General features: G+C 60.3%; 24 protein-coding genes. 10 read left to right on the top strand and 14 right to left on the bottom strand.

Annotation, left to right across the window (positions count from 1 at the left end; translation table 11 throughout):
* Window positions 1-130: 130 nt before the first annotated feature.
* Entirely contained in the window at window positions 131-595 is a 465-nt protein-coding gene (locus Q668_RS15830) for a c-type cytochrome (protein ID WP_022990614.1), read from the top strand.
* Between the two features lie 13 nt (window positions 596-608).
* Here the strand turns inward: Q668_RS15830 and Q668_RS15825 are convergent, their stop codons facing one another.
* Window positions 609-1,295: a cytochrome b/b6 domain-containing protein gene (locus Q668_RS15825; RefSeq protein WP_022990613.1), complete on the bottom strand. Its 687-nt coding sequence runs from the start codon at window positions 1,293-1,295 to the stop codon at window positions 609-611.
* A 120-nt stretch (window positions 1,296-1,415) separates the two neighbouring features.
* Complete coding sequence (locus tag Q668_RS15820; protein WP_022990612.1) at window positions 1,416-2,183, bottom strand: substrate-binding periplasmic protein; 768 nt, start codon at window positions 2,181-2,183, stop codon at window positions 1,416-1,418.
* 174 nt (window positions 2,184-2,357) lie between these two features.
* Here Q668_RS15820 and Q668_RS15815 point away from each other — a divergent pair, with 174 nt between their 5' ends.
* A complete protein-coding gene (locus tag Q668_RS15815; protein ID WP_022990611.1) occupies window positions 2,358-3,041 on the top strand; it encodes a type 1 glutamine amidotransferase domain-containing protein in 684 nt (227 codons plus the stop codon).
* A gap of 34 nt (window positions 3,042-3,075) precedes the next feature.
* Here the strand turns inward: Q668_RS15815 and Q668_RS15810 are convergent, their stop codons facing one another.
* From Q668_RS15810 to Q668_RS15775, 8 genes are all read right to left on the bottom strand, one after another.
* On the bottom strand, window positions 3,076-4,242 hold the full coding sequence (locus Q668_RS15810; RefSeq protein WP_022990610.1) for a benzoate/H(+) symporter BenE family transporter: 1,167 nt from the start codon (window positions 4,240-4,242) through the stop codon (window positions 3,076-3,078).
* Window positions 4,243-4,421: 179 nt separating this feature from the next.
* The gene (gene benD, locus Q668_RS15805) at window positions 4,422-5,201 is read right to left on the bottom strand and encodes a benzoate diol dehydrogenase BenD (protein WP_022990609.1); all 780 of its coding nucleotides are present in this window, start codon (window positions 5,199-5,201) and stop codon (window positions 4,422-4,424) included.
* Window positions 5,198-6,229, bottom strand: coding sequence for a benzoate 1,2-dioxygenase electron transfer component BenC (benC, locus tag Q668_RS15800; RefSeq protein WP_022990608.1), 1,032 nt, complete (start codon window positions 6,227-6,229; stop codon window positions 5,198-5,200). Before benC ends, benD begins: the two co-directional genes overlap by 4 nt.
* Before the next feature lie 20 nt (window positions 6,230-6,249).
* Window positions 6,250-6,741 (bottom strand): benzoate 1,2-dioxygenase small subunit, encoded by a 492-nt coding sequence (benB, locus tag Q668_RS15795; protein WP_022990607.1) that lies wholly within the window; start codon window positions 6,739-6,741, stop codon window positions 6,250-6,252.
* Window positions 6,738-8,111, bottom strand: a complete 1,374-nt coding sequence (locus Q668_RS15790; RefSeq protein ID WP_022990606.1) for a Rieske 2Fe-2S domain-containing protein — start codon at window positions 8,109-8,111, stop codon at window positions 6,738-6,740. Before Q668_RS15790 ends, benB begins: the two co-directional genes overlap by 4 nt.
* 116 nt (window positions 8,112-8,227) lie before the next feature.
* Complete coding sequence (catA, locus tag Q668_RS15785) at window positions 8,228-9,169, bottom strand: catechol 1,2-dioxygenase (protein ID WP_022990605.1); 942 nt, start codon at window positions 9,167-9,169, stop codon at window positions 8,228-8,230.
* A gap of 70 nt (window positions 9,170-9,239) precedes the next feature.
* On the bottom strand, window positions 9,240-9,530 hold the full coding sequence (gene catC, locus Q668_RS15780) for a muconolactone Delta-isomerase (protein WP_022990604.1): 291 nt from the start codon (window positions 9,528-9,530) through the stop codon (window positions 9,240-9,242).
* Between the two features lie 34 nt (window positions 9,531-9,564).
* Window positions 9,565-10,686, bottom strand: a complete 1,122-nt coding sequence (locus tag Q668_RS15775; protein ID WP_022990603.1) for a muconate/chloromuconate family cycloisomerase — start codon at window positions 10,684-10,686, stop codon at window positions 9,565-9,567.
* 106 nt (window positions 10,687-10,792) lie between these two features.
* Here Q668_RS15775 and Q668_RS15770 point away from each other — a divergent pair, with 106 nt between their 5' ends.
* Complete coding sequence (locus tag Q668_RS15770; protein ID WP_022990602.1) at window positions 10,793-11,695, top strand: LysR family transcriptional regulator; 903 nt, start codon at window positions 10,793-10,795, stop codon at window positions 11,693-11,695.
* 3 nt (window positions 11,696-11,698) lie between these two features.
* On the opposite strand, the gene Q668_RS15765 is transcribed toward Q668_RS15770, so the two are convergent.
* Window positions 11,699-12,478: an IclR family transcriptional regulator C-terminal domain-containing protein gene (locus Q668_RS15765; protein ID WP_022990601.1), complete on the bottom strand. Its 780-nt coding sequence runs from the start codon at window positions 12,476-12,478 to the stop codon at window positions 11,699-11,701.
* Between the two features lie 196 nt (window positions 12,479-12,674).
* Here Q668_RS15765 and Q668_RS15760 point away from each other — a divergent pair, with 196 nt between their 5' ends.
* The 4 genes from Q668_RS15760 to Q668_RS15745 are packed head-to-tail and all read left to right on the top strand — an operon-like array spanning window position 12,675 to window position 16,290.
* Window positions 12,675-13,490, top strand: a complete 816-nt coding sequence (locus Q668_RS15760; RefSeq protein ID WP_022990600.1) for a CoA transferase subunit A — start codon at window positions 12,675-12,677, stop codon at window positions 13,488-13,490.
* Window positions 13,490-14,266, top strand: a complete 777-nt coding sequence (locus Q668_RS15755) for a CoA-transferase subunit beta (protein WP_022990599.1) — start codon at window positions 13,490-13,492, stop codon at window positions 14,264-14,266. Before Q668_RS15760 ends, Q668_RS15755 begins: the two co-directional genes overlap by 1 nt.
* 8 nt (window positions 14,267-14,274) lie before the next feature.
* Complete coding sequence (pcaF, locus tag Q668_RS15750; RefSeq protein ID WP_022990598.1) at window positions 14,275-15,477, top strand: 3-oxoadipyl-CoA thiolase; 1,203 nt, start codon at window positions 14,275-14,277, stop codon at window positions 15,475-15,477.
* A 24-nt stretch (window positions 15,478-15,501) separates the two neighbouring features.
* Window positions 15,502-16,290: an alpha/beta fold hydrolase gene (locus tag Q668_RS15745; RefSeq protein ID WP_022990597.1), complete on the top strand. Its 789-nt coding sequence runs from the start codon at window positions 15,502-15,504 to the stop codon at window positions 16,288-16,290.
* Window positions 16,291-16,351: 61 nt separating this feature from the next.
* Here Q668_RS15745 and Q668_RS15740 read toward each other — a convergent pair whose 3' ends face one another.
* A complete protein-coding gene (locus tag Q668_RS15740) occupies window positions 16,352-17,464 on the bottom strand; it encodes an S-(hydroxymethyl)glutathione dehydrogenase/class III alcohol dehydrogenase (protein ID WP_022990596.1) in 1,113 nt (370 codons plus the stop codon).
* A gap of 152 nt (window positions 17,465-17,616) precedes the next feature.
* Between Q668_RS15740 and Q668_RS15735 the strand changes: the two genes are divergently transcribed.
* Together Q668_RS15735 and Q668_RS15730 are read left to right on the top strand one after the other, a co-directional pair.
* Window positions 17,617-18,891 (top strand): DASH family cryptochrome, encoded by a 1,275-nt coding sequence (locus Q668_RS15735; RefSeq protein WP_022990595.1) that lies wholly within the window; start codon window positions 17,617-17,619, stop codon window positions 18,889-18,891.
* A gap of 124 nt (window positions 18,892-19,015) precedes the next feature.
* Window positions 19,016-19,411, top strand: coding sequence for a YkvA family protein (locus tag Q668_RS15730; RefSeq protein WP_022990594.1), 396 nt, complete (start codon window positions 19,016-19,018; stop codon window positions 19,409-19,411).
* 10 nt (window positions 19,412-19,421) lie between these two features.
* On the opposite strand, the gene Q668_RS15725 is transcribed toward Q668_RS15730, so the two are convergent.
* Both Q668_RS15725 and Q668_RS15720 read right to left on the bottom strand, forming a co-directional pair.
* Entirely contained in the window at window positions 19,422-22,583 is a 3,162-nt protein-coding gene (locus tag Q668_RS15725; RefSeq protein ID WP_022990593.1) for an efflux RND transporter permease subunit, read from the bottom strand.
* On the bottom strand, window positions 22,580-23,818 hold the full coding sequence (locus Q668_RS15720; protein ID WP_022990592.1) for an efflux RND transporter periplasmic adaptor subunit: 1,239 nt from the start codon (window positions 23,816-23,818) through the stop codon (window positions 22,580-22,582). Before Q668_RS15720 ends, Q668_RS15725 begins: the two co-directional genes overlap by 4 nt.
* 136 nt (window positions 23,819-23,954) lie before the next feature.
* Here Q668_RS15720 and Q668_RS15715 point away from each other — a divergent pair, with 136 nt between their 5' ends.
* A complete protein-coding gene (locus Q668_RS15715) occupies window positions 23,955-24,401 on the top strand; it encodes a potassium channel family protein (RefSeq protein WP_022990591.1) in 447 nt (148 codons plus the stop codon).
* The last annotated feature ends 1 nt before the right edge of the window (window position 24,402 follow it).

Here is a 24,402-nt window from a genome sequence, read left to right as displayed (position 1 = left end):
TGAACTTTAGGCTCTTATAACTGTCAGCAATGAGTCTATACAGGTAGCATGCTCATAACCAAACCTTTATAAGGCATTTTTGCAGCAAGACCAATCAGACCAAACGCAAACCATACGAGAGGGACCTGAAATGAAGAAAACAAGTTTCGTATCCGCCGCAGCCCTGACACTGTCTTTTGCGATGCCGGCCAGCGCCCAGATGAGTGTTGAAGACCAGATTGAAGCCCGCCAGGCAGCCTACCAGTTCATGTCCTGGAACATGGGCAAGATCAAGGCACAGGTGGTCGATGGCGAGGTTGAGTTCAACGCCGACCAGATGAAAGCCGCAGCCAATGCCATTGCCGCAGTGGCCAACTCCGGCATGGGCGCGCTCTACAGCCCGGATTCCACCCTGGACAAAGCCGAGAACACCCGCCTGAAGCCTGAGTTTTTCGAGCAGCCGGAAAAAGCCCGTGAAGTGGGCATGAACTTCGGCCGTGAAGCCAACAAGCTGCAGGAAGTTGCTGCTAGCGGTGATAAAGCCGCCCTGGCGCGCCAGTTTGCTGCCGTGGGCGAGACCTGCAAGGCCTGCCACGACAACTTCCGCGCGAAGTAAGACTGCCCCGGGCTTACCACCCCAGATTCTGGGGTGCTGGCTCCGGTGCCGGTGGCGGCGATACAAAGCTGCCACTGGCACCGACAACCACAATCCCCGCCAGCACCAGCGAAATCACAAACGCTAACGCACCACCGCCCCGGGCATCTTCCGCCAGACCCTTCTCAACCGGCTTTTTACCGGTGATCATCGGCTTCAGCAGATTGTCTTTCTTCACTTTCGAATACAGCACGACGGCTGCCACATGCAGGATGACCAACCCGTACAAGAACCATTCCGTCAAACGGTGCCAGCTGCTCAGGGTATCGCTCCAGGCCGATGACACCAGCGGAGTCAGCGGGCCGTTAAAGGCAATTTCATCGTTGGCGAACAGCCCGCTTGCCGCCTGGAAGCCGAACAGGCCGATCAGCGCCAGCACGGAAAGCGCCCCCAGCGGGTTGTGGCCTACCCCCTGCCAGCGTCCGCGCACATAATCGATGATGGCTCCCGGCCCACGAACAAAGCTGGCAAACCGGGCATAGGTAGAGCCGGTAAAACCCCAGATAATACGAAACGACAACAGCCCGACTACTGCCAGGCCAAAGCGTTCATGCCAGTCAATCGCGCCCGATTTAATACTGATCACGGCACCCACGGCCGCCAGTACCAGCAACCAGTGAAACAGGCGTGTCGGTAAATCCCATAACCGAATGGTTGTCATACGAGTTCCTTATGCTCACAACAGGTTCTGCCTCAAGACAACCGTGAGCATACTAAGTTCCGTTAATGGTGGGCAGACCGGGATCAAATTCCGATAAGGGAGGGGCTCCCGATGGGCGCATCAGGGAAGCGGCTGTTCCAGGTACTTCAGCACCAGGTTCTCCCGAATGCCTTCTCGCTCGATCAGCTTCAGGGCAGCCCGGATATCATCGGCATAGCGCACGACGGGTGATTGCCCGGACACCACAATCCAGGATCGCTCCCCCGGCACAAAAAACGGTGAGACCCGGGCCTCAATGCCCAGATTCTTTGCTGTGTACAAGCCCATCAACTCCGGCGCAATGACCACATCCACCCGGCCCTTCTGCATCATCAGCATCAGGTTTTCGTAATGGGCAGCAGAGGCCTTCATCAATTCGGGGTCTTTGTCGAACCGGCTGAAATAGCTACCACCTTCCAATACGCCGATGGCTTTGCCATAAAGGTCCTGGTAGCGATCTACACGATTGGCGTCATCCAGGTAGAAAAACAACCGCCGCTCAGGCGGGAAGGCCGGCGCCACAAACTCCATCCACTGCTCCCGGGCACCGTTGCGCACCAGGCCCAGCATCATGTCGATCTCGCCCTGCTGCAGCATCAGCTGCAGCCGGCGAAACGGTGCTTCCCGGTATTCGACCGCCCAGCCAAGGCGACTGGTCATTTCCTCGAACATATCAAGGTACAGCCCGGTCTTCCGGTCCGGCTCCAGGATCCGGTAAGGTGGCGCGTGATCCACACCGACCACCACCGTCAACGGCTCCACGGTTTCTGTCCCCTGTTGCGACCATGCCGGCGCTGCAGCCAGCACGACCAGGCACAGCATGGCTGCCTTGATGAGCGTTACCTTCATTGCGGACACTTTCCCTGACCCATTGAGCAATATGTAACCGGAGTATAGACACTCCGGGCATCCATTCCCGCCTTATTGCCGTAATTCCTGTTGAAATTTGCATCCCGGGCCACCACTAATTGTGGAGTAACGCCCGAACAAACTCCCCGATTCCCGACAGGAGGATCGACCGATATGAAAATTCTGATGGTACTGACATCCCACGACCAGATGGGCGACACCGGCCATAAAACCGGATTCTGGCTGGAAGAATTCACCGCGCCCTTCTACGTATTCAAGGATGCTGGCGCGGATATCACCCTGGCATCTCCAAAAGGCGGCCAGCCGCCGGTAGACCCGAACAGCGAAGCCGAAGAAGCACTCACTGATTCCACCCGACGCTTCATGGCAGATACCCACGCCAGGGAAATGCTGGCCAGCACCAGGAAACTGGCCGACGTGGACATGAACCAGTACGACGCCATTTTCTACCCCGGCGGCCACGGCCCACTGTGGGACCTTGCCGAGGACGACAAGTCTGTCGCCCTGATCAAGACCGCCTACGAGCAGGACAAGGTGATCGGTGCCGTGTGCCACGCCCCCGCCGTATTCAAGAATGTGTTCGTAAAGCCAGACCAGAACATCGTGGGTGGCCGTGAAGTTACCGGCTTCAGCAACACGGAAGAAGACGCCGTACAACTCACCAACATCGTGCCCTTCCTGCTGGAAGACATGCTCAAGCAGAACAACGGCCGCTACAGCCGCGGCGATGACTGGGCACCGCACATTGTGGTGGACGGCAAGCTGATTACCGGCCAGAACCCGGCGTCCTCTGAAGGTGCGGCCAAGGCTGTACTGCAGGCGCTGCAGGAAGGCTGACGTCCCGGTTGGGCTGGCGTCCGTCAGCCCAACCTTATTTCCCTCCGTTGAGTACCCGGTAACAACCGTAACCGATCACCACCCCCCAGAAAGCCGACGACAGTCCGAACAGCGATAACCCGGACGCCGTTACCAGAAAGGTAATCAGCGATGCCTCCCGGTGGCTGACCTCCTCCAGTGCCGCAAACAGATTGTTGGCAATGGCACCCAGCAGTGCCAGGCCCGCCAGCACTGCAACAAAGGCCGAAGGTAACGAGGTGAACAAGGCGACGATGGTGCCGGCAAAGACCGCCCCCACCAGATAGAACACACCATTAAATACACCGGCTACATAACGCTTGTCCGGATTTTCGTGGGCATCCTCGCTCGTGCAGATAGCCGCCGTAATCGCCGCCACCACTGTGGTAATGCCCCCAAATAGCGCCATGGGCAGGGACACCAGGCTGGCGACCGCAATCACCGGTTTGGCTTTCACCCGATAGCCGGCACCCCGGAGAATCGCCATGCCAGGCAGGAACTGGCCTGTCAGGCTGACCAGCACCAGGGGGATGGCCAGGCTCAGGGTAGCGCCGAAGCTCCATTCCGGCGTGATGAACTTCGGCAACGCCAGGCCCAGGCTAACACCGGCCAGCGACGCATCTTCCAGTACCACCGCCAGGATGACCCCGGCAAACAACAAAAGCACCAGGGTGTATTTGGGGGTAAAGCGACGGAAGGCCACATAGGCGACCAGCATGCCGATGGCCATTGCCGGCGTGGTTTCAATGGCAGCGAAAGCCCCGAGACCGAACTGAAACAGGATGCCCGCCATCATGCCCGCTGCCACCCCCTTCGGGATGGCACGCACAAAGGCATCAAAGGTACCCGAAACACCAATGAAAAAGATAATCAGCGCGGCGGTGATGTAAGCACCTGCCGCCTCGTTGAGGGATAGCTCCGGAAACAGTACCACCAATAAGGCCGTGCCCGGCGCCGACCAGGCAGTCACCACCGGCGCACGCAGCCAGATCGACAGTAAGATTCCGGAAACCGCCGCCCCCATGGAGATAGCCCAGACCCAGGAGGTCATCATCTCCGGTGACAAATCCGCCGCCGCGCCGGCCTGGAAGAAAATCGCCAAAGGCCCGGCATAGGACACCAGTACCGCCAGAAACCCTGCGGCAACCGCAGACACAGACAAGTCCCGAAACAGCTGGGGCATATTCAGCTCCTTGTTATTGAGTTCTGTTTGAGCCGTATAACAGCAAAAAAGCCCCGGTCACTGTGGTGCCGGGGCAAAGAGGGGTCCGAATGACTGACTGTCTCCCTCAGGTCACATCAACGCTGATTGCTTAATTACTGGTTGCCAGGGCCAGGAAATTCATCTGGCGTGGCTGCCCGTCAGCCGCAGTCGCCTCCGGCCACGGGCAGGATGGTTCCGGTGATGTAATTGGCCGCATCGGAAGCCAGGAACAAAATCGGTTCCGCCTGCTCATCGAGGGTGCCGTAGCGGTGCATGAAGCTGGTGGCGTTGGTCTGGTCGATCAGGGTCTGGTACCAGGTCTGTTCCCGCTCGCCCTGTGCCTCGGTGTTGCGCGGCGTCAGCCGGGAAGGTGCCTCGGTGCCACCCGGCGCCGTGGCGTTCACCCGGATGCCATGCTCGGCGTATTCGAAAGCCAGGTTCACGGTCATAGCGTTGACCCCGCCCTTGGCGGCGCCATAGGGCACCCGCATCAGGCCACGGGTCGCCACAGACGAGACGTTCACAATGGCACCGCCCTTCTGCTCCACCATGTAAGGCAGAACCGCCCGGCAGCACCACAGGGTCGGGAACAACGAGCGCTGGATTTCCTTCTGGATCTGTTCCGGCTGGTAATGCTCGAACGGCTGGGCCCAGATGGTGCCGCCCACGTTGTTGACCAGGATGTCGATGCGGCCGAACTGCTCATGGGCCTTGGCCATCACCATTTCCGCACCTTCCCAGGTTTCCAGGTTGGCCTGCACGGCCAGGGCTTCAGAGCCCTGGTCGCGCAACTCGGCGGCAACGCCCTGCACGTAGTCCGCGATGTCCACCAGTACCAGGCGGGCACCTTCGGCGGCGGCCAGTTCGGCCACTCGCCGGCCAATGCCCTGGGCAGCACCGGTGACCACCACCACCTTGCCGGTGAAACGCGGGGTCATGCCACTTTCTCCTCAACGGCGGATACGCTCGGGGTGAACTTCTCGTAGTGGAAGGAGTTGGGCTCGACGCCCTGCTCCCGGAAGTAACCCAGTACCGCGTCGACCATCGGAGGCGGCCCGCACAGATACACGTCTACATCACCGTCGTTGATGGGCGCATCTTCCATGTGGTTGGTGACATAGCCCTTGCGGGGATGGGTGCTTTCGTCGCTGGCCACTACCGTCTTGAAGCTGAAGTTTTCAATCTCTTCGGCAAACTTTTCGAGGGCTTCCAGCCCCACCAGGTCGTCGTCGTTGGTCACGCCGTAGATCATGTGAGTGGGCTGGTCGCAGCCTTTTTCCTTCAGGCTGTCGAGCATGGCCAGGAACGGAGCCAGGCCGGTACCACCGGCCAGCATCAGCACGGGGCGCTGAACCGGGCGCAGGTAGAACACACCCATGGGGCCGGTCAGGGTCACCTTGTCGCCGGTCTTGGCCTTGCCCACCAACCAGGAGCTCATCAGGCCACCGGGCACGTTGCGGATCAGGAAGCTCAGCTCGCGGCTGCCCGGGCGGGAGCTGAACGAGTAAGCACGGGTTTCCTCGGTGCCGGGCACCTGGATGTTCACGTACTGGCCCGGCAGGAAACCGATGTCGGCGTCTGCAGTAACCTTGAGTTCGATGGCGGTGGGGGAAATCAGGTTGACCTCACCCACGGTGCCGGTCACGGCCTCGTTACCTGCCTTGCTGCACAGGGACGCGGCCGCCGGAATCTCGACCACACAGTCGCTGGAGGGCACCATCTGGCAGGTCAGCACCATGCCCTGTTCGGCTTCCTCGTCAGACAGTGCCTCGTCGATGTACTCGTCGCCCATGTCGAACTCGCCCTGGTGGCAGGAACCCTTACAGGTTCCGCAGACACCGTCGGAGCAGTCCATTGGCAGGTTGATCTGGGCCCGGTAGGCGGCGTCTAGAACGGTTTCACCTTCGTTGCAGGTGATCACCCGGGTAACGCCGTCTTCAAAATTAAGCGCGATGTTGTAACTCATGATGATGCTCTCCCCATCAATTACAGGTGATAGATATCAATCACCTGATTGATGTAATCGTTGCTCAGAACCACCTTCTTCTCGGTAATCAGAGGCTGCTCGCCACTGCAGTCCAGGGTGTAGAAAGACACGCCGAAGAAGGACTGGGTCTTGTGGTAACGGTGGCTGTTGGTCTGCCAGTTGAAACGCAGTTTTACGGTGTCACCGTCCCGCTCCAGGATTTCCAGGTTGCTGGTCAGGTGCACGGTGCGCGGCTCGGGAATAGAGCTGGCACCGGAGCGCTCGGTCTTCAACCGGTAGACGCGATCTTCCAGACCGTTACGGTTCGGGTAGTAGATCAGTGAAATCTCGGTCTGCGGATCTTCAGTCAGCTCGTTGTCATCGTCCCAGGCCGGCATCCAGTAGGTGACGTCCTCGTGGTAGCACTTCAGCCACTCATCCCACTGCCGATCATCCAGCAGGCGGGCTTCCCGGTAGACAAAGGCCTGGATCTGCTCGTATGACATGCTCATGCGGAAGCCTCCTCGGTCAGGGAAATAAAGCGGGCGCGCTCGGTATCAATCGCCTTGGTCATCTCTTCCACCCAATGCTGGTGGTGCGTCACGTACAGGCCTTCATCTTCTGGCTTGGCGCCACTGAGGATTGGCTTCAGATTGATACCCTTGGCCCAGTCGTCCGCGCCGTCAATCCAGTGCTGGGCGCCACGGCTCATGTCGTTCCATTTGGTACCCTTGGCGTAGTAGCCCTCCTGGCAAGCGCGGAACTCTTCCAGGTCATCCGGCGTGCCCATGCCGGACACGTTGAAGAAGTCTTCGTACTGGCGGATGCGCTTGGCGCGGTTTTCGGCGGATTCACCCTTGGGTGCCCAGCAGTAGATGGTGATCTCGGTCTTGTTGACGTCGATCGGGCGCAGCACCCGGATCTGGGTGGAGAACTGGTCCATCACGTAGACGTTCGGGTACAGGCACAGGTTCTTGGTGGTGCGCACGATGAAGTCGGCCTTCGCCTCACCCACTTCCTTTTCCAGGCGCTCCAGCTGGTTGTATACCGGGCGTACTTCCGGGTTGGTCAGGCGGGTCCACAGCATCATGTGGCCGTTCTCGAAGGAGTAGAAGCCGCCTTCGTTGGACCAGCTCTTGGCGTCTACTGCCTCGGTGCCGCCTTTCTCGTAGTTGCGCTGGCCCATGGTAGACAGGTAGTTCCAGTGCACGGTGCTTACGTGGTAGCCGTCCGCGCCGTTTTCGGCAGTCAGCTTCCAGTTACCTTCGTAGGTGTAGGTAGAGGCACCGCGCAGGATCTCCAGGCCTTCCGGCGCCTGGTCGACGATGGCATCCAGCACCTTGGTGGTCTCACCCAGGTACTCTTCCAGCGGCAATACGTCGGAGTTCAGGCTGCCAAACAGGAAGCCGCGGTAGTTCTCGAACTTCGGTAGCTGTTTCAGGTCGTGGGAACCGTCAACGTTGAAGCTTTCCGGGTAACCGCCCTTCTTCTGGTCCTTGGCCTTCAGCAGCTTGCCGTCATTCTTGAAGGTCCAGCCGTGGAACGGGCAGGTGAAGGAGGTCTTGTTGCCACGCTTCTTGCGGCACAGGGTGGCCCCGCGGTGGGTACAGGTGTTCAGAATCGCCTTGAGCTCGCCATCCTTGGTCAGGGTGATGATCACCGGCTGACGACCCACCATGGTGGTGTAGTAGTCGCCCGGATTCTCGATCTGGCTCTCATGGGCCAGAAAAATCCAGTTGCCTTCGAAGATGTGTTTCATCTCCAGCTCAAACAGCTCTTCGTCGGTGAAGATGCTGCGGTCACAGCGATAGTGGCCGGTTTGTGCATCGGCTTCCACCGCGTTGCGGATCGTTTTCTCAAGTCGGTCGAGTTGGCGAGTCATGTTCGTCACTCCATTTTGTTGTTGTGAAAACCGTTTTTCGGGCGTGAGGGCCCCCTGGCCGGCCTGCATTCACAGGCCGGCCGGATCACAAGAACATTGGGATTAAAGGGTTGGAATCAGGCCGCTTCGCCTTCCAGGGCGCGCTTGCGCTCGTGGCGGCTTTGCAGCTCAGGCTTGTCGGTAGCGACCAGCTGGATGTTGAACTCCACTTCGGTGAACGGCTTGTTCAGGCCGAACTGCTCAGCCTTGGCCGGGTCTTCGATGCGGTTGGCTTCAACCACCAGCTCTTCACGGGTGGCGAAGGCGAAGTCGTCGTAGGTGTACTCGTCACCGGCCAGGTTGATCTGGGTGGTCAGGTGCTTGTAGCCCGGCTTGGAGATAAAGAAGTGGATATGCGCCGGACGGTTACCGTGACGACCCAGCAGGTTCAGCAGTGCCTGGGTAGAACCCTCTGGCGGGCAGCCGTAGCCAGCCGGAATGATGGACTGGGCGGTGTAACGGCCGTTATCGTCGGTCTTGATGCGGCGACGCAGGTTGTAATCGCTCTGGGACTGGTCAAAGTAGGAGTAGTTGCCCATGGTGTTGGCGTGCCATACGTCAACCACGGCGTTGGCGACCGGCTGGCCATTCTCGTCGGTCACCTGACCGGTCAGGATCATGGTCTCGGCACTTTCGTCGGAACCATCATCCATGCGGGCAAAGCCTTCGCTCATGGGGGCACCGGCTACATACAGCGGGCCTTCAATGGTGCGCGGCGTGCCACCGGCCAGGCCGGCTTGCTCGTCTTCGGCATCCATACGGATGTCCAGGTATTTGTCCATGCCCAGGCCCGGCGCCAGCAGGGCGGCTTCGCCGTTCTTGCCCAGGTCACCAACGTAGTAAACGGCCTGCCAGAACTCTTCTGCTGTCACGTCAAAGTCTTCAACAATCTGGAAAATATCGTGCATCAGACGATGAACAATTTTCTTTACTCGCTCGTTTCCACCTTCCTGGTTGAAGCCGGCCACTTTCTCCAGCAGGTCCTTCACGTCCGCAGTATGCATGGTTTTAACGGTCATGATTGTTCTCCTCGGTTACTGTTATTTTTGTTGCTCGTATCAGTTCATCAGTTAGCAACAATGGGTGTGATTAACGGTCATCCTCATGGATGGAAGACGGGTGCCGGCACAAGGGCGCGACGGTGATATCCATATAAGGGAACAGCGGCAGGTTGCTGATCAGGTCTTGCAACTCGGCGTTGTCTGCCACGTCAAAGATACTGACGTTGGCGTAGCTGCCCGCCACCCGCCACAGGTGGCGCCACTTACCCTGTTTTTGCAGGTCCTGGGCGTAGGCTTTTTCCCGGGCCTTGATGTCCGCAACCACTTCGGCGGGCATGTCGTGGGGGATGTTCACCTTCATCTCAACTTTGAACAGCATGTGCTTTCCTCCGTTTACTGAATCTTTTGGCGTATCAGGCTTTGCGGCGATACCGGTCCAGCTTGTCTTCATCAATTTCCACACCCAGGCCCGGGCCCTTCGGCAGGTCGACGCCGTTGTTGTGGAAGTTCAGCGGCTTGACCACGATGTCGTCTTTCATCAGCAGCGGGCCGAACATCTCCGTGCCCCAGTGCAGGGTTTCGAGCGTGGACCACGCATGCAGGGATGCGACCGTGCCGATGGTGCCTTCCAGCAAGGTGCCGCCGTACAGGCCGATACCCGCTGCCTGGGCCACCTTCGCCTGGTCCAGTGCCTTCATCGGGCCACCCGCCTTCGCAATTTTCATCGCTACGGCGCCGCTGAAACCCGCGGCCGCCAGGCTGAACATATCCTTGGCGTCTGCCACGGCCTCGTCGGCCAGGATGGGCAGGTGGAACTTTTCAGACAGCCGTACCAGGGCGGCGTAATCCTTCATCGGGGTGGGCTGCTCTACCAGGTCAATACCGGCAGCCTGCAACTCGGCCATGCCTTTTGCCGCAGTCGCTTCATCCCAGGCCTGATTCACATCCACGCGGACACTGGCGCTGTCACCGACCGCTTCTTTAATCGCCGCCACATGGCGAACATCGTCCATCACCGGGCGGGAACCGATCTTGAGCTTGAAGTCACAGTGGCGGCGGGTTTCGAGCAGCCCCAGGGCCTCCTCGATGTCTTTAGCGGTATCGCCGCTGGCCAGGGTCCAGAGCACCGGGATGTGCTGGTGCAGTGCGCCGCCGAGCAGGTCCGACACCGGGCGATTCAGGCGCTTGCCCTGAAGGTCCAGCAGGGCGGTCTCGATGGCAGACTTGGCCAGGTTGTTGCCGCGGGTGGAGCGGTCTAACATTACCCTTAAGGTATTGACATTATCGGCCGGCTGGCCAATCAGTTGCGATTTGAAATAGGTATCAATGGTAAGCTTTACGCTTTCCGGGCTTTCCGGGCCGTAGGCCAGGCCGCCGATGGTGGTTGCCTCGCCCAGGCCTTCCACGCCATCAGAATCTTTAACACGCACAATCACCATGGTCTGAACCCCCATGGTTGTCATGGAAAGCTTGTGCGGTCGAATGGTCGGGATATCGACCAGGATGGCTTCAAGGGACTGAATGGTGGCTGACATGACTACTCCGAATCGCAAGGTAAAAATCCTGTGATTCAAACAGTACGAAGTTTCACTGACGTGAACCAATATTGATTAAGTAATAACCGATACCCTGGAGGTATGGATGGAGCTGAGACACTTGCGGTACTTCGTCGCAGTGGCCGAAGCAGGCAACCTGACCCGCGCCGCAGAAAAGCTGTTTATTGCGCAACCACCCCTGACCCGGGCGATCAAACAGCTGGAACAGGAAGTGGGTGTAGAGTTATTCATTCGCAAACCACGGGGCCTGGAGCTGACCACCGGCGGCGAGTACTTTCTGGAGCAGGCCAAGCAGGTACTGGACAAGGTTAATGCCACCGTGGACGATACCCGCCGGATCGCCCAGCACCGGAAAACCCTGTTCTCGATCGGCTTTGTGCCATCGGTGTTCTACGGGCAGTTACCCCTGATGGTCCGCCGGCTTCGGCAGAACAAAAACCTGGAAATTGTGCTGCACGAGCTGAAAACCCGGGAGCAGGTCGAAGCTCTGAAGGTGGGAAGGATTGATATCGGCTTTGGCCGGCTGAACATCCAGGATCCGGACGTAGAACAGGAAATCCTCTTCGACGAGCCGATGATTGCAGCCGTTCCGGCAAGCCACCCCCTCACCCGGCACCCGCCCTCCATGAAGGAGCTCTCGGAGGCGCCCATGATCACCTTCCCCGCCGGCGCCGGCCCCAACTTTTCCGATATTACCCAGGGGTTGTTTCACCGTCGCGGCCTCAGAGTACATGTCATCCAGCAAGTGAACGACCTGCAAACCGCCTTGTCTCTGGTGGCCTCTGACATGGGCTTTACCCTGGTGCCAGAGCAGGTGCGCCGCCTGCACCGTGAAGGGGTGGACTATATGCCGCTGGAGGATGACAACATTACCACGCCGGTGATCGCCTCCCGCCGAAGAGGAGAAAGCCCCAACGCAGTCATGCGCCTGACAAATACGATTCTGGGGGAGTTGATCGAAAACCGGGTGATGGGCCGGTATCCCTGAGCATCAGCGAGCGGTTTGCCGGACCTTTTCGGCTACTGCCTGCAGGCGGGGCAGGTAGGTGTTCATCAGGGTATCCATATCCACCCGTGCGGCGTTGGTACTGATGTTCAGTGCCCCCAGCAACTCGCCACTGCCAGCAAACGCTGGCACTGCCACCGAGCGCAGCCCCTGATCCAGTTCCTGGTCAACCATCGCATAGCCCTGCTCGCGAACCTTATCTATTTCTTTCCGGAGCGCCTGCTGGTCGGTAATGGACAACCCGGTATAAGGCTCAAGACTGACCCTGTCGAGATACGCTTTCAACTCATGCTCCGGCAACTGGGCCAATAACACCCGCCCCATCGAGGTATAAGCCGCAGGCAAGCGGGTGCCGACCGACAAGGTAATGGCCATCAACCGGTGGCGGGCCGCCGAGCGCACCACGTAAACCACGTCATCACCATCCAGGACGGCCAGAGAAGACGACTCCCCGAGTTCAGCTGTCACGTCTTCAAGGTACTGTTGAATCACAGCCCGATACTGGTTTGACGCCTGGTAGGCATAACCCAGCTGAAGCACCCGGGGGGTCAGCTCAAACTGCCGGCCGGTTCGCTTCACAAAGCCCAGTGCGTGCAACGTCAGCAGGAAGCGCCGAGCCTTGGCCCGATCCATCTCGGTGCGGGCTGCCACTTCGCTTAGGGTCATTCGTGGGTGCTCCGCATCAAAAGCCTGTAAAACCTCCAGCCCCGAAGCCAACGCTCCCACGTAATCCCGATCACCGGGCTTGAGAATCTGCTCGTCCATTCTGACTCCTTAAGTACCGTTACTGGCCTTAGTTTCGCACGCCCACAGCGTGTTCGCACAACGAACAACTGTACATTTTGCCTTGTGAACAAAATTTGTACTTGACGACCCAAAACCAATCGCGCCATCATGTTCGCATATTAAACTTATGTTCGTACAGCGAACTCATCACAAAAGTGACACAGGAGGCATTGCGATGGCCGAGTTTCTTCCCCTCAAGGAAGCGGTGAGCAAGTACATCAACAGCGGTGATACCGTGGCGATGGAAGGCTTCACCCACCTGATCCCGTTTGCTGCGGGCCATGAAATCATCCGTCAGGAAAAGCGGGATCTGACCCTGATCCGCATGACCCCGGACCTGGTGTATGACCAGATGATCGGTGCCGGCTGTGCCAAAAAACTGATCTTCTCCTGGGGCGGCAACCCGGGTGTGGGCTCCCTGCACCGCCTGCGGGATGCTGTTGAAAAGGGCTGGCCGAACCAGCTGGAGATTCTCGAACACAGCCACGCGGCCATGGCCAACGCCTATGAAGCTGGTGCGGCCGGCCTGCCGCTGGCAGTTCTGCGCGGATATGTAGGCAGCGATCTGCCGAAAGTAAATGACCAGATCAAGTTCATCGAATGCCCGTTCACCGGTGAGCGCCTGGCCGCCGTGCCGTCGATTCGCCCGGACGTGGCGGTAATCCATGCCCAGCGGGCCGACCGCAAGGGCAATGTGCTGATTGAAGGCATCGTCGGTATCCAGAAAGAAGTGGTACTGGCCGCCAAGCGCAGCATTGTCACCGTCGAGGAAATCGTGGATGACCTGGGCGCATCGGTTAATGCCTGCGTGCTGCCGTCCTGGGCGATCACCGCGATTGCCGAGGCTCCGAAAGGCGCCAGGCCGTCCTATGCACTGGGCTACTACGACCGCGACAACGCCTTCTACAAAGACTGGGACGGCATTGCCCGCGACCGCGAGACCTTCCAGACCTGGCTGCAAGAAAACGTATTCGAGAAAGGAGCCGCGTGATGAGCCTTGAATTCACATCTTCAGAAATGATGAGCGTTACCGCTGCCCGTGCGCTGACCAACGACATGACTTGCTTCGTGGGTATCGGCCTGCCCAGTGAGGCCGCCAACCTGGCTCGCCTGACCCACGCTCCGGATGTCACCCTGATCTACGAATCCGGCACCCTGCAAACCAAGCCGGACGTGCTGCCACTGTCCATCGGCGACGGCGAGCTGTGCGAATCGGCCCTGACCACCGTCTCCGTGCCCGAGATGTTCCGTTACTGGCTGCAGGGCGGCCACATCAGCGTTGGCTTCCTGGGCACCGCCCAGATCGACCGTTACGCTAACCTGAACACCACCCTGATCGGCGATTACCGCGAGCCGAAAGTTCGCCTGCCCGGCGGTGGCGGCGCCCCGGAAATTGCCACCAACGCGAAGGAAGTGTTCATTACCGTGAAGCACTCCAGGCGCACCTTCGTGAAGGATGTGGACTTCGTGACCACCGTCGGCTTCGGCCGTGACGGCAAGGCCCGGGACAACGTACCGAACATTGGCCGTGGCCCCACGGTGGTCATTACCGACCTGTGCATCCTCAAGCCGGATCCGGAGACTAAGGAGCTCGTGGTCACCTCCCTGCACCCGAACGTGACCCGGGAAGACGTGATCGAGGCGACCGGCTGGGACATCCGCTTCGCCGAGCAGCTGGAAACCACCCCGGCGCCGACCGCCGAGGAACTCAAAGTGCTGCGGGACCTGAAAACCCGCACCAATGCCCATCATTCCGGCCAACAGTGAGGTCCACCATGACTGACGTATTCATTTGCCATCCCCGCCGCTCCGCCATCGGCCGTTTCGGCGGCACCCTGGCCAGTGTGCGCCCGGACGACCTTGCCGCCCATATTTTCAAGGCCGTGCTGGAGCAGGCGCCGGAACTGGACCCTGCCGCCATCGACGAAGTAATGATGGGCAGCGCCAACCAGGCCGGTGAAGACAACCGCAACGTAGCGCGTATGTCTGCGCTGCTGGCGGGCTTGCCCACTTCCGTGCCCGGCACCACCCTCAACCGGCTGTGCGGATCCGGCATGGACGCCGTGGGCACTGCCTTCCGCGCCATCCGCGCCGGTGAAATGGACCTGGTACTGGCCGGCGGCGTGGAATCCATGTCCCGCGCGCCCTACGTGATGGGCAAGGCTCACTCCGCGTTCTCCCGCGGCCAGAAGATCGAAGACACCACCATCGGCTGGCGCTTTGTGAATCCGCTGATGAAAAAGCAGTACGGCGTCGATTCAATGCCGGAAACGGCGGAGAACGTGGCCGAGCAGTACAAGGTGTCGCGGGAAGATCAGGACCTGTTCGCCTTCCGCTCCCAGCAGAAAACCGCTCGGGCACAGCAGGAAGGTGTATTTGCCGAAGAGATCGTGCCGGTGTCCATTCCGCGCCGCAAACAAGACCCGCTGGTGTTCGACACCGACGAACATCCCCGCGCCAGTACCCTGGAGAAGCTCGCGGCCCTGCCAGCTCCATTCCGTGAAAACGGCAGTGTGACCGCCGGCAACGCTTCGGGCGTCAACGACGGCGCCGCCGCGATGCTGGTGGCCAGCGAAGCAGCAGTCAAACAGCACGGGCTGAAGCCTATGGCGAAAATTCTGGGCATGGCGACCGCTGGCGTAGAACCGAGGATCATGGGTATTGGCCCTGTCCCGGCTGTCCAGAAGCTGCTGAAAAAACAGGGCATCAGCATCGATGAGATCGACGTGATTGAGCTCAACGAAGCCTTCGCCGCCCAGGGCCTGGCTGTGCTGCGGGAGCTGGGCGTTGCCGATGACGACCCCCGGGTGAACCCGAACGGTGGTGCCATTGCCCTAGGCCACCCACTGGGCATGTCCGGCGCGCGCCTGCTGCAGACTGCGGCACACCAACTGCAGCGCACTGGCGGCCGCTACGCCCTGTGCACCATGTGTGTGGGCGTGGGTCAGGGTATTGCTACACTGATTGAACGGGTCTGATCGGACCCATTCTGAGGAGACAACATGGCTTTTCTGAATCACAACGGCCGCACCATCTGCTATCGCCTGCTGGGCGACAGCCAAAAGCCGTTATTGATGCTGGCACACCCTCTGGGCATGACCCAGGGGGTTTGGGACGACATGCTGCCCACGCTGTTACCAAAGTTCCGGGTTCTGACCTGGGACCTGCCCGGGCACGGTGCAAGTGGCGCCTGGCCCGAAACGGCCGGAGAGATCACCCCGGAAGATCTGGCACAGGAAGCCCTGGCACTGGCGAAAGAAGCCGGGGTATCCAGCTTTCATTTTGCCGGCACCTCTATCGGCGGGGTAATCGGTCAGCAGCTGATTGCCGCCCATAGCGAGCAGCTTGAAACTGCCACACTGACCAACACCGGCGCCATCATTGGCACCGAGGAGGCCTGGAGCCTGCGTGCGGCCAACGTTCGGGAGAAAGGCCTGGTGGCGATGGCCGGCGAAATCGTACCCCGCTGGTTCGGCCCAAATGCCTGTCAGGAACAGCCTGCGCTTCTGGACGGCTGGAAAGTGATCATGGGACGGGGCGACGCCAACAGCTATGCACTGCTGTGCGAAATGCTGGGCAAAGCGGACTTCCGGGAAAAGCTGCACGGACACAAGGTACCGTTACTGCTGATCGGTGGCTCCGAAGACCTGGCAACACCACCAGAGTCCCTGAAAGCACTGGCACAGTTCAGTGGCGCTTCGGACCCGGTTATTCTGGATGGGATCGGGCACGTACCTTCCGTTGAATGCCCTCAGACCCTGGCCTCGCAACTCCTGCAAAGCCTGAGTTAACCGGGAGCGGGCAAACACCCGCGCCCCGGCAACTCGTTGATTCACTTCTGGCCAGCAATGATCAGAAGTGAATCACCGACCGGATGCTCTTACCCTCGTGCATCAGGTCAAACGCCTTGTTGATGTCTTCCAGCTTCATCTCGTGAGTGATGAACACATCCAGCGGGATTTCACCTTTCTCGGCTTTTTCCACGTAAGACGGCAGCTCGGTGCGGCCTTTCACGCCACCGAAGGCGGAACCGCGCCATACCCGGCCGGTTACCAGCTGGAACGGGCGGGTACTGATCTCTTCACCGGCACCGGCCACGCCGATGATGGTGCTTTCACCCCAGCCCTTATGGCAGGCTTCCAGCGCCGCACGCATCAGCTTCACATTGCCCACACACTCAAAGGTGTAGTCGGCACCGCCATCGGTCATCTCGATGATGACTTCCTGGATCGGCTTGTCGTAATCGTTGGGGTTAACCACATCGGTAGCACCCAGTTTTTTGGCGATGTCGAACTTGCCCGGGTTGATATCGACCGCAATAATGCGGCCGGCCTTGGCCATGGTCGCGCCGATGATGGCTGCCAGGCCGATGCCGCCCAGACCGAAAATGGCTACGGTAGCACCTTCCTCAACCTTGGCGGTGTTCAGTACCGCACCGATGCCGGTGGTTACGCCACAACCCAGCAGGCACACCTTGTCCAGCGGTGCTTCCTTGGGAATCTTGGCCAGGGAGATTTCCGGCAGCACGGTGTATTCAGAGAAGGTGGAGCAGCCCATGTAGTGGTACAGCGGCTGACCCTTGTAGGAGAAGCGGGAGGTGCCGTCCGGCATCACGCCCTTGCCCTGGGTTTCACGCACAGCGCCACACAGGTTGGTCTTGCCGGAGGTGCAGAATTTACACTTGCCGCACTCGGCGGTGTACAGCGGAATCACGTGGTCGCCCACTTCCAGGCCGGTTACGCCAGGGCCCACCGCTTCGACAATGCCGCCACCCTCGTGGCCCAGAATGGTCGGAAACAGGCCCTCGGGGTCAGCGCCGGACAGGGTGTAGGCATCGGTATGGCACACACCGGTTGCCACGATCTTCACCAGCACTTCGCCTTCCTTGGGTGGTGCCACATCCACTTCAACAATTTCCAGCGGTTTATTGGCTTCAAATGCCACAGCTGCGCGGGATTTGATCACGTTCAGTCTCCTCGTTTCCGTTTGGTCGGGTCAGGCTTGCGGGATACACTCTTAACTTTAACACGCCTGCCGGCTGCAGGCTTTCCCGCGCTGCAATCTCATACGCAGGCGCGGGCGTATAGATTCCCGAACTGTCAGAAAGGGCCCTTCAGGTGCGCACACTCTACTGGTTTACCCGCGATCTTCGCATGCACGACAACGCTGCCCTGCTGGCCGCCGGCCGCTCAGACATGCTGCTGTGCGTGTACGTGGTAGAGCCCCGCTGGTTCCAACCCGGGCCGCTCGGGCTCAGCGCCATGGGCGAACACCGCTGGCGTTTCCTGTGGCAAAGCCTGATGACCCTGGAACGCAATCTCCGGCCCCTTGGCCAGCGCCTCCACATCGCGTTTGGGGAGCCAGAAAACGTGCTTCCCGAACTGGTACAACAACACCAGGTCAACCAGGTAATCCGCACCCGGCAGCCAGGCACAGAAGAAGCTAGTCAATGGCAGGGCCTTCAGGAGAAGCTGCCGGATGTGCACTTCCAGCAATTTGAAACCCTGAGCCTGTTCACTGAAAAATCCCTGCCCATGGACCTGGCCGACTTACCCCACACCTTCTCCCAGTTCCGCAAGCTGGTGGAAAAACAGGGTGACCGCTGCACCGACCGGCTACGCATCCGCACCATGACAGCCCTGCCGCCGCCTCCGGGATTTGCGAAGGACAACCGGGGCGATTGCCCGCCGATTACCGAGCCGGAACACGATGCCGGCTTCCGGGGTGGTGAAGAAGCCGGGCTGCGGCAATTACGGGAATATCTGTTTGTCAGCCATGGCATAGCCCGCTACAAGGAAACCCGCAACGCACTGGATGATCCGCTGGCGTCATCCCGCCTGTCACCCTGGCTGGCCAACGGCTGCCTGTCGGTGCGCGAGGTGACCGGCATGATTGACGAATACGAGCAGTCCGAAACCCGCAACGACTCCACCTACTGGCTGTGGTTCGAGCTTCTGTGGCGGGAATACTTCTACTGGTACGCCATGAAGCACGGCCGGTGGCTGTTCCTGCGAGATGGCGTACAACAGCAAAGCCGCGACAACGCCTTCAATCGGCCAGATTTCGAGAGCTGGTGCCGGGGCACCACACCCTACCCGCTGGTCAACGCCGCCATGAACCAGCTCCGGCTCACAGGTTATATCAGTAACCGGGCTCGGCAACTGGTGGCCAGTTGCCTGGTCAATGAACTGGCCCAGGACTGGCGTTACGGCGCCGCCTGGTTTGAGCAGCAATTGGTGGACTACGATGTCGCCAGTAACTACGGCAACTGGCAGTACCTCGCCGGCGTGGGCGCAGACCCCCGTGGATTGCGCCAGTTTAATCTGGACAAGCAGGCCAGCCAGTACGATCCTGAAGGGCATTTCGTGGCACGCTGGCAAGGCGAAGCCTGAATATCATGCCGGGCTGGTAACAACCCTGCCACCCAGGGCCTCAAGGGAGCCAGCCTGGCGAAGCGGATTTTTGTCGGCTGACGGGTTATCTTGGGTGCACCAACGTTTAGTAAGGTAAGAGTGTATGGCGTGGATTACAGATAAAACGGCTAAGCATCAGCTGGACAAGGAAGCCAGCCAGGTTCAGAAAGAGGACCTGCAATCCCTGCTGGAACGACAGAAAGCCATCGAAGACAAAGTGAAGAACAGCGGCAAGCTCAAGCGTTTTGGCACCGACATCCACCTGATGTTCTCGCTGATCCGGGACTACTGGCGCGGCGACTACCGGGCCATTCCCTGGAAATCCATTGCCGCCATCGCAGGCGCCCTGCTGTACGTGATGAACCCGCTGGACCTGATTCCGGACCTCATTTTCGGCTTTGGCCTGCTGGATGATGCGGGCGTGGTTGCCCTGTGTCTGAAACTGGTGGAATCCGACCTGCACAAGTACGCGGCCTGGAAAGATCTCAAGGAAACCTGAGTAACGGCACTCAGGCTTCCGACACCTCCGGCTGCGGGCCCCGACGGCTGGCCCGCCATTCCCGGAACTGCTCCACCCAGGACAACAGTGCCGGAATCACCAGTAACACCAGGAAGGTCGCCAACCCCAGGCCGAAGGCGATAGAGGTCGCCATCGGAATCAGGAACTGGGCCTGCAGGGAGGTTTCAAACAGCAGGGGCAACAGGCCGCCGATGGTGGTCAGGGAAGTCAGCAACACTGCCCGCACCCGCTGCACCGCCGCTTCGTTCAGGGCATCGGTAATGCTCAGGCCTTTCTGTCGCTGCTGGTTGTAGAAAGCCACCAGGATAATCGCGTTGTTGACCACGATGCCTGACAAGCCGAACAGACCAAACAGTGACAGAATCGTCAGCTGAAGCCCCATGACCCAATGCCCCAGCAACGCGCCCACCAGGGCGAACGGGATGATGGCCATCACGATCAACGGCAGACTCCAGGACGCAAACACCCAGGCCAGCACCACGTACATCAGCGCAACACCGATCACCAAGCCGGCTTTCATGTCGTCCATGGTTTCGCGCTGGTCAGCGGAACGGCCTTCGAAGCTGTAACGCACGCCATAATGGCTGGCAATATCCGGCAGCGCGCCGGCCTGCAGGCTCTCGATCACCTGGTCGGTCGTGGCCACCCGGGTATTGAGTGCTGACGTCACTTCCACCGCCAGCTTGCCGTCGGCGTGGCGCAAAGCCTGGAAGCCCTGACGGTGATCCAGGTTCATCACCTGAGCCAGGGGCACAAACCGACCGTCGGGCAGGCGCACGGTCATACGCTCCAGGGTGGAATACTGTTCCCGCTGATCCCGGGGCAGCTGCACCCGCACTTCCACTTCGTCGCGACCATCCTGGTAGATCTGGGCGATCCGGCCGTCAAAGGCGGCCCGCAACTGCCGGCCAAGATCCACCGTGGTCAGGCCCAGCGCTTCACCAAAGGCGCTCACCTGGTAGATCAGTTGTTCCCGGCCCCAGGGCATGTCGTCTTCCACATCCAGCACCCCGGGCAGGGTGCTCAGGGCCTGGGCCACTTCATCGGCGGCCCGTTTCAGGTTTTCTGCGTTATCGCCGGTCAGGCGTACGTTCACATCCCGCCCCGGAGGCCCGGCCTGGCGTTCATTGATGTTCAGGGCATCCAGCCCGGCGGGCAGCGCCATGCGGCTACGCCATTCCCGCATAAACTCCGGGTTACGAACGTCCCGCCGGTCCGACGGCACCAACTCCACCAGCATGGAGCCCAGTTCGTCATCGTTACGGGAGCTGCCCTCGGCACCCTGGGTGGCCCCGAAGGTGGTTACCGCATGGCGGATCAGGTTACCTCCCAGGGCCTGTTCGGTTTCGTTCAGGGTCTGCTGCATCTGGCGCATGAAATCTTCCACGGTGCCTTTGTCCGTGCCGGCCACAAAGCTGGCATTGGCATAGAACACGGAAGGCTCCGGTGTGGGGAAGAAGTTAAAGCCCAAGCGGCCGCCGGCCAACAGACCCACCGTCACAATCGCCAGGGCCAGGGCGCTGGCCACGGTAGCGCCACGGTGTTTCAGGCTGTACCGGGAAAACCGGCGGAACGGGCCTTCCCGGAAACGGTCAAAACCCTGCTCGAACCGGTCCCGGAACCGGCTTACCGGATTACCGCGCGGGCGAGCGCCCTGCTCCGGTAGCTTGTCTCCCTTGTCCTTGACCACAAAGGCGTGGCGCAGGTGAGCCGGCAATACCACAAAGCATTCCAGCAACGAAGCCACCAGAACACAGATCATCACCAGCGGAATATCGCCCAGAATGTTGCCGATAATGCCGCCCACCACCAGCAGCGGCATAAAGGCGGCCACTGTGGTCAGGGACGAGGCCAGCACCGGCCACACCATGCGCTTGGCGGCGCCTTCGGCGGCGTAGATGGATTGCTCCCCCATGCGGGCGTGGGCGTCGGCATCCTCGCCCACCACAATGGCATCATCCACGATAACCCCGAGCGCCATGATCAGGGCAAACAGCGACATCATGTTGATGGAGCCGCCCAGCAACCACAGCACCGCCAGCGCGGCCATAAAGGCGGTGGGAATACCGACGGCCACCCAGGCCGCCACCCGCCCGGGCAGAAACAGGTACAGCAGGGCGATCACCAACACCAGGCCACTGAGGCCGTTATTCACCAGCAGGGAAATCCGGTCTTCCAGCAGCTGCCAAGTTTCGTCATACACCTGCATTTTGATCGTGGGCGGTAATACCGGGCGGGTGTCTTCCAGCCAGCTTTCCAGTACCCGGGCAGCCGCCAGCGAATTGCCGTTCTCCGCGCGCTGCAATTGCAGCTCCACCGCCGGCAGGCCTTCGTTTTCCATCACCGTCTGGTTGTCCCGGGCTTCCTGGCGAATGATGGCGATATCACCCAGCTGCAAGCGAATGCGGTCTCCGCTGAGTACCGGAATCGTTTCAAAAGCCTGGGGGCTGCGACGCTGCTCTACCGAACGCAATTCCCGGGTGGCGTCCTGCTGGGCCATCATGCCGGCGGGCAAATCCCGGGACAGGGAAGCAACGCGGTCAGCAATCTGCTCCAGCGACAGCCCCAGGGTTTCCAGCCGTTCTACCGGCACATCCACGCTGACCTGCTGTTCAGGCAGGCCGCGGATGTTGATGCGGTCAATACCCCGCTCCAGCAGTTCGTCTTCAAACCGGTACACCAGCTGGCGCAGTTCGCTACGATCCACCTCGCCGTATACCAGTAGCCGGGCCACCGGTTCATACCGCTCCACCCGGGCTACCTGGGGTTCCTCGGCGTCGCCGGGCAGGTTGTTGAATTCATCCACCTGCTGGCGCACATCGTCCACCGCCTGGATCGGGTCGGTGCCTTCATGGAATTCCAGACTGATGGATGACACCCCCTGGGCGGAGGTAGATGTCATCTTTTTCAGGCCATCGACACTGCGCAGGCGCTGCTCCAGCGGGTCGGTGATACCGCGCTCCACGTCTTCGGCAGAGGCACCACTCCAGACCACCCGCACACTGACTACGTCCAGGGCGAAAGTGGGGAAAAACTGGATATTCATGCGGGTAAGCGCCAATGCGCCACCCAGCAACATCACCAGCATCACCAGGTTGCCGGCAACCCGGTGATGAACAAAGAAGCCGATTACGCCCTGCTTGCGCTTCACTGGGCAGGCTCCCCGTCAGTACCTGCCAGTTCGACTTTCAAACCGGTCACAGCATTGGGCAGGTGGGTAGTGATCAGGCGGGCACCGGGGGTGAGCTGCTCTCCTGCAATCAGCAACCGGCGTTCACCGTTTTCGCTGCGGGCCTCGCCGATGCGCTCTACCTCAATCCGCTGCATGCGGCCGTCTTCGGTCATCAGGTAAACGCTGTCCGCGCCATACAGGGCGCTGAACGGTACGTCCACCGCCTGCTGCCGGGCGGGTCGTTCAAGGGTCAGGGGCAGCAACGCCCCGGGGCGCAGGCCACCGGGTTCGCCCTGCAGTTCCAGCACGGCTTCGGTGCCGGCCGGGTCTGACAGGCCGGCAAAGCGGGCCAGGACGAATTCATGGCCATTATCTGAAATCGCGGTCAGGGTTTGCCCCTGCCCAAGCGCGGTGATCAGTTCGTTCTGGAATACCTGGGGCACCCGGGCTCGCACTTCCAGGCCCCGGGTGGGATAAACCGTCAGAAGAGGCTCGTTGCGAGATACCTGATCGCCTACGGCCACCTCAATACCGGTCACCACACCGTCAAACGGTGCCACCACCCTGGCCCGGTCGACATCCCGTTCCGTGGCCGCCAGGTTAGCCCGGGCCTGGGCCAGTTTGGCCTCAAGGCTTTGCAGGCGGGCGGGGTGTTCCTGGATAGCCCGCTGCCGGGTGCTGATCGTCAGTTCGGCACGGGCCAGGGCATCGGTTGCCGCCTCAAGGTTTTCACGGGAGGCCAGGTTGCGCCCCACCAGCGACTCAATACGCTCAAACTGCCGCCGGGCATTGGCAACAATGGCCTGCTCACTTTTCAGGGCGGCCTGGTCGTTGCGGTAGCGCACCTGCTCCGAGCTTATCTGGGCGTCCAGGTCATCCACCTGGGCCCGGGCCTGGGCCAATGCCGGGCCGATGTCCTCTTCGTCCAGCGCCAGCAGCAAATCGCCCTGCTTCACGCTCAGCCCTTCAGACGCCGGGCGCTCCGCCACCCGGCCCGCCAGCGTGGCGGTGATGGTTTGCTGGTCCGGTGCAAGCACCTCGCCATACAGGGGCAATACCGGCACCTGGCTGCCCGGTGTAATGGCTTGCACCTCAACACGCCAGCTGCGTTCCGTGGCCGTAACCTCCGCCGGTTCCGGACGGGTGGCTTTCAGGGCAATAAAAACCAGTACACCGACAGCCAGGATGATCAGGGGTAACAGACGTTTCAACATAGCCAGGTTTCTTGTTCCGGTTGGCAGGGTCGCGTTAACGCGCTAAAACTACTATACAATTTTCAGGGCGGATCCGATTGACCGCACCCTGCGACAAATTCACACAGGCCCCCTTCTTGACCAGGAAGCCCGCTCAATGCCGAGCACCTACGACACATTGCTGAACGTTGTCCTGCTCAACTGCGCCCTGGTGTGCATTGTGGTGTTTATCCATAATGAAACCTTGCTGCGCCTGAGCACCATGCTCGGCAAAATGAGAAAGAGCCACCATTTCCGCCTGATTGTGGCGGTATTGGGGTGCCTGATTTCCCACGCACTGCAGGTATGGGTGTTCGCCACCGCATTCTGGTTCATGCACCACGCCGACGGCTGGGGCCTGCTGACCGGTAACTTCTCGGGCAGCCTGCTCGATTGCGTCTACTTTTCCTTCAGCACCTTCACCACGCTGGGCTACGGCGACATTGTGCCTCTCGGCCAGCTGCGCTACCTGACCGGCATTGAGGGGCTTACCGGGTTTCTGCTGCTGACCTGGAGCGCCTCATTCCTGTTCCTGGAAATGCAGCGCTACTGGCCCGCCCGATAGC

Origin of the sequence: Marinobacter sp. ES-1 (genome assembly GCF_000475255.1) — a bacterium.
GTDB classification, from domain to species: domain Bacteria; phylum Pseudomonadota; class Gammaproteobacteria; order Pseudomonadales; family Oleiphilaceae; genus Marinobacter; species Marinobacter vinifirmus.
The sequence above is the reverse complement of the archived record's forward strand: the minus strand, read 5'-3'. Positions and strand labels throughout refer to the sequence as shown.

What these genes read in the sequence shown, in the direction of transcription:
- Q668_RS15770 (WP_022990602.1), top strand. Translation starts at nt 10,793, where the DNA reads ATGGAGCTGAGACACTTGCGGTACTTCGTCGCAGTGGCCGAAGCAGGC.
- Q668_RS15755 (WP_022990599.1), top strand. Translation starts at nt 13,490, where the DNA reads ATGAGCCTTGAATTCACATCTTCAGAAATGATGAGCGTTACCGCTGCC.
- Q668_RS15830 (WP_022990614.1), top strand. Translation starts at nt 131, where the DNA reads ATGAAGAAAACAAGTTTCGTATCCGCCGCAGCCCTGACACTGTCTTTT.
- Q668_RS15730 (WP_022990594.1), top strand. Translation starts at nt 19,016, where the DNA reads ATGGCGTGGATTACAGATAAAACGGCTAAGCATCAGCTGGACAAGGAA.
- Q668_RS15745 (WP_022990597.1), top strand. Translation starts at nt 15,502, where the DNA reads ATGGCTTTTCTGAATCACAACGGCCGCACCATCTGCTATCGCCTGCTG.
- benC (WP_022990608.1), bottom strand. Translation starts at nt 6,229, where the DNA reads ATGAGTTACAACATCGCGCTTAATTTTGAAGACGGCGTTACCCGGGTG.
- Q668_RS15715 (WP_022990591.1), top strand. Translation starts at nt 23,955, where the DNA reads ATGCCGAGCACCTACGACACATTGCTGAACGTTGTCCTGCTCAACTGC.
- Q668_RS15825 (WP_022990613.1), bottom strand. Translation starts at nt 1,295, where the DNA reads ATGACAACCATTCGGTTATGGGATTTACCGACACGCCTGTTTCACTGG.
- catC (WP_022990604.1), bottom strand. Translation starts at nt 9,530, where the DNA reads ATGCTGTTCAAAGTTGAGATGAAGGTGAACATCCCCCACGACATGCCC.
- Q668_RS15765 (WP_022990601.1), bottom strand. Translation starts at nt 12,478, where the DNA reads ATGGACGAGCAGATTCTCAAGCCCGGTGATCGGGATTACGTGGGAGCG.
- Q668_RS15720 (WP_022990592.1), bottom strand. Translation starts at nt 23,818, where the DNA reads ATGTTGAAACGTCTGTTACCCCTGATCATCCTGGCTGTCGGTGTACTG.
- benB (WP_022990607.1), bottom strand. Translation starts at nt 6,741, where the DNA reads ATGAGCATGTCATACGAGCAGATCCAGGCCTTTGTCTACCGGGAAGCC.
- Q668_RS15820 (WP_022990612.1), bottom strand. Translation starts at nt 2,183, where the DNA reads ATGAAGGTAACGCTCATCAAGGCAGCCATGCTGTGCCTGGTCGTGCTG.
- Q668_RS15815 (WP_022990611.1), top strand. Translation starts at nt 2,358, where the DNA reads ATGAAAATTCTGATGGTACTGACATCCCACGACCAGATGGGCGACACC.
- benD (WP_022990609.1), bottom strand. Translation starts at nt 5,201, where the DNA reads ATGACCCCGCGTTTCACCGGCAAGGTGGTGGTGGTCACCGGTGCTGCC.
- Q668_RS15810 (WP_022990610.1), bottom strand. Translation starts at nt 4,242, where the DNA reads ATGCCCCAGCTGTTTCGGGACTTGTCTGTGTCTGCGGTTGCCGCAGGG.
- Q668_RS15760 (WP_022990600.1), top strand. Translation starts at nt 12,675, where the DNA reads ATGGCCGAGTTTCTTCCCCTCAAGGAAGCGGTGAGCAAGTACATCAAC.
- Q668_RS15775 (WP_022990603.1), bottom strand. Translation starts at nt 10,686, where the DNA reads ATGTCAGCCACCATTCAGTCCCTTGAAGCCATCCTGGTCGATATCCCG.
- catA (WP_022990605.1), bottom strand. Translation starts at nt 9,169, where the DNA reads ATGACCGTTAAAACCATGCATACTGCGGACGTGAAGGACCTGCTGGAG.
- Q668_RS15790 (WP_022990606.1), bottom strand. Translation starts at nt 8,111, where the DNA reads ATGACTCGCCAACTCGACCGACTTGAGAAAACGATCCGCAACGCGGTG.
- pcaF (WP_022990598.1), top strand. Translation starts at nt 14,275, where the DNA reads ATGACTGACGTATTCATTTGCCATCCCCGCCGCTCCGCCATCGGCCGT.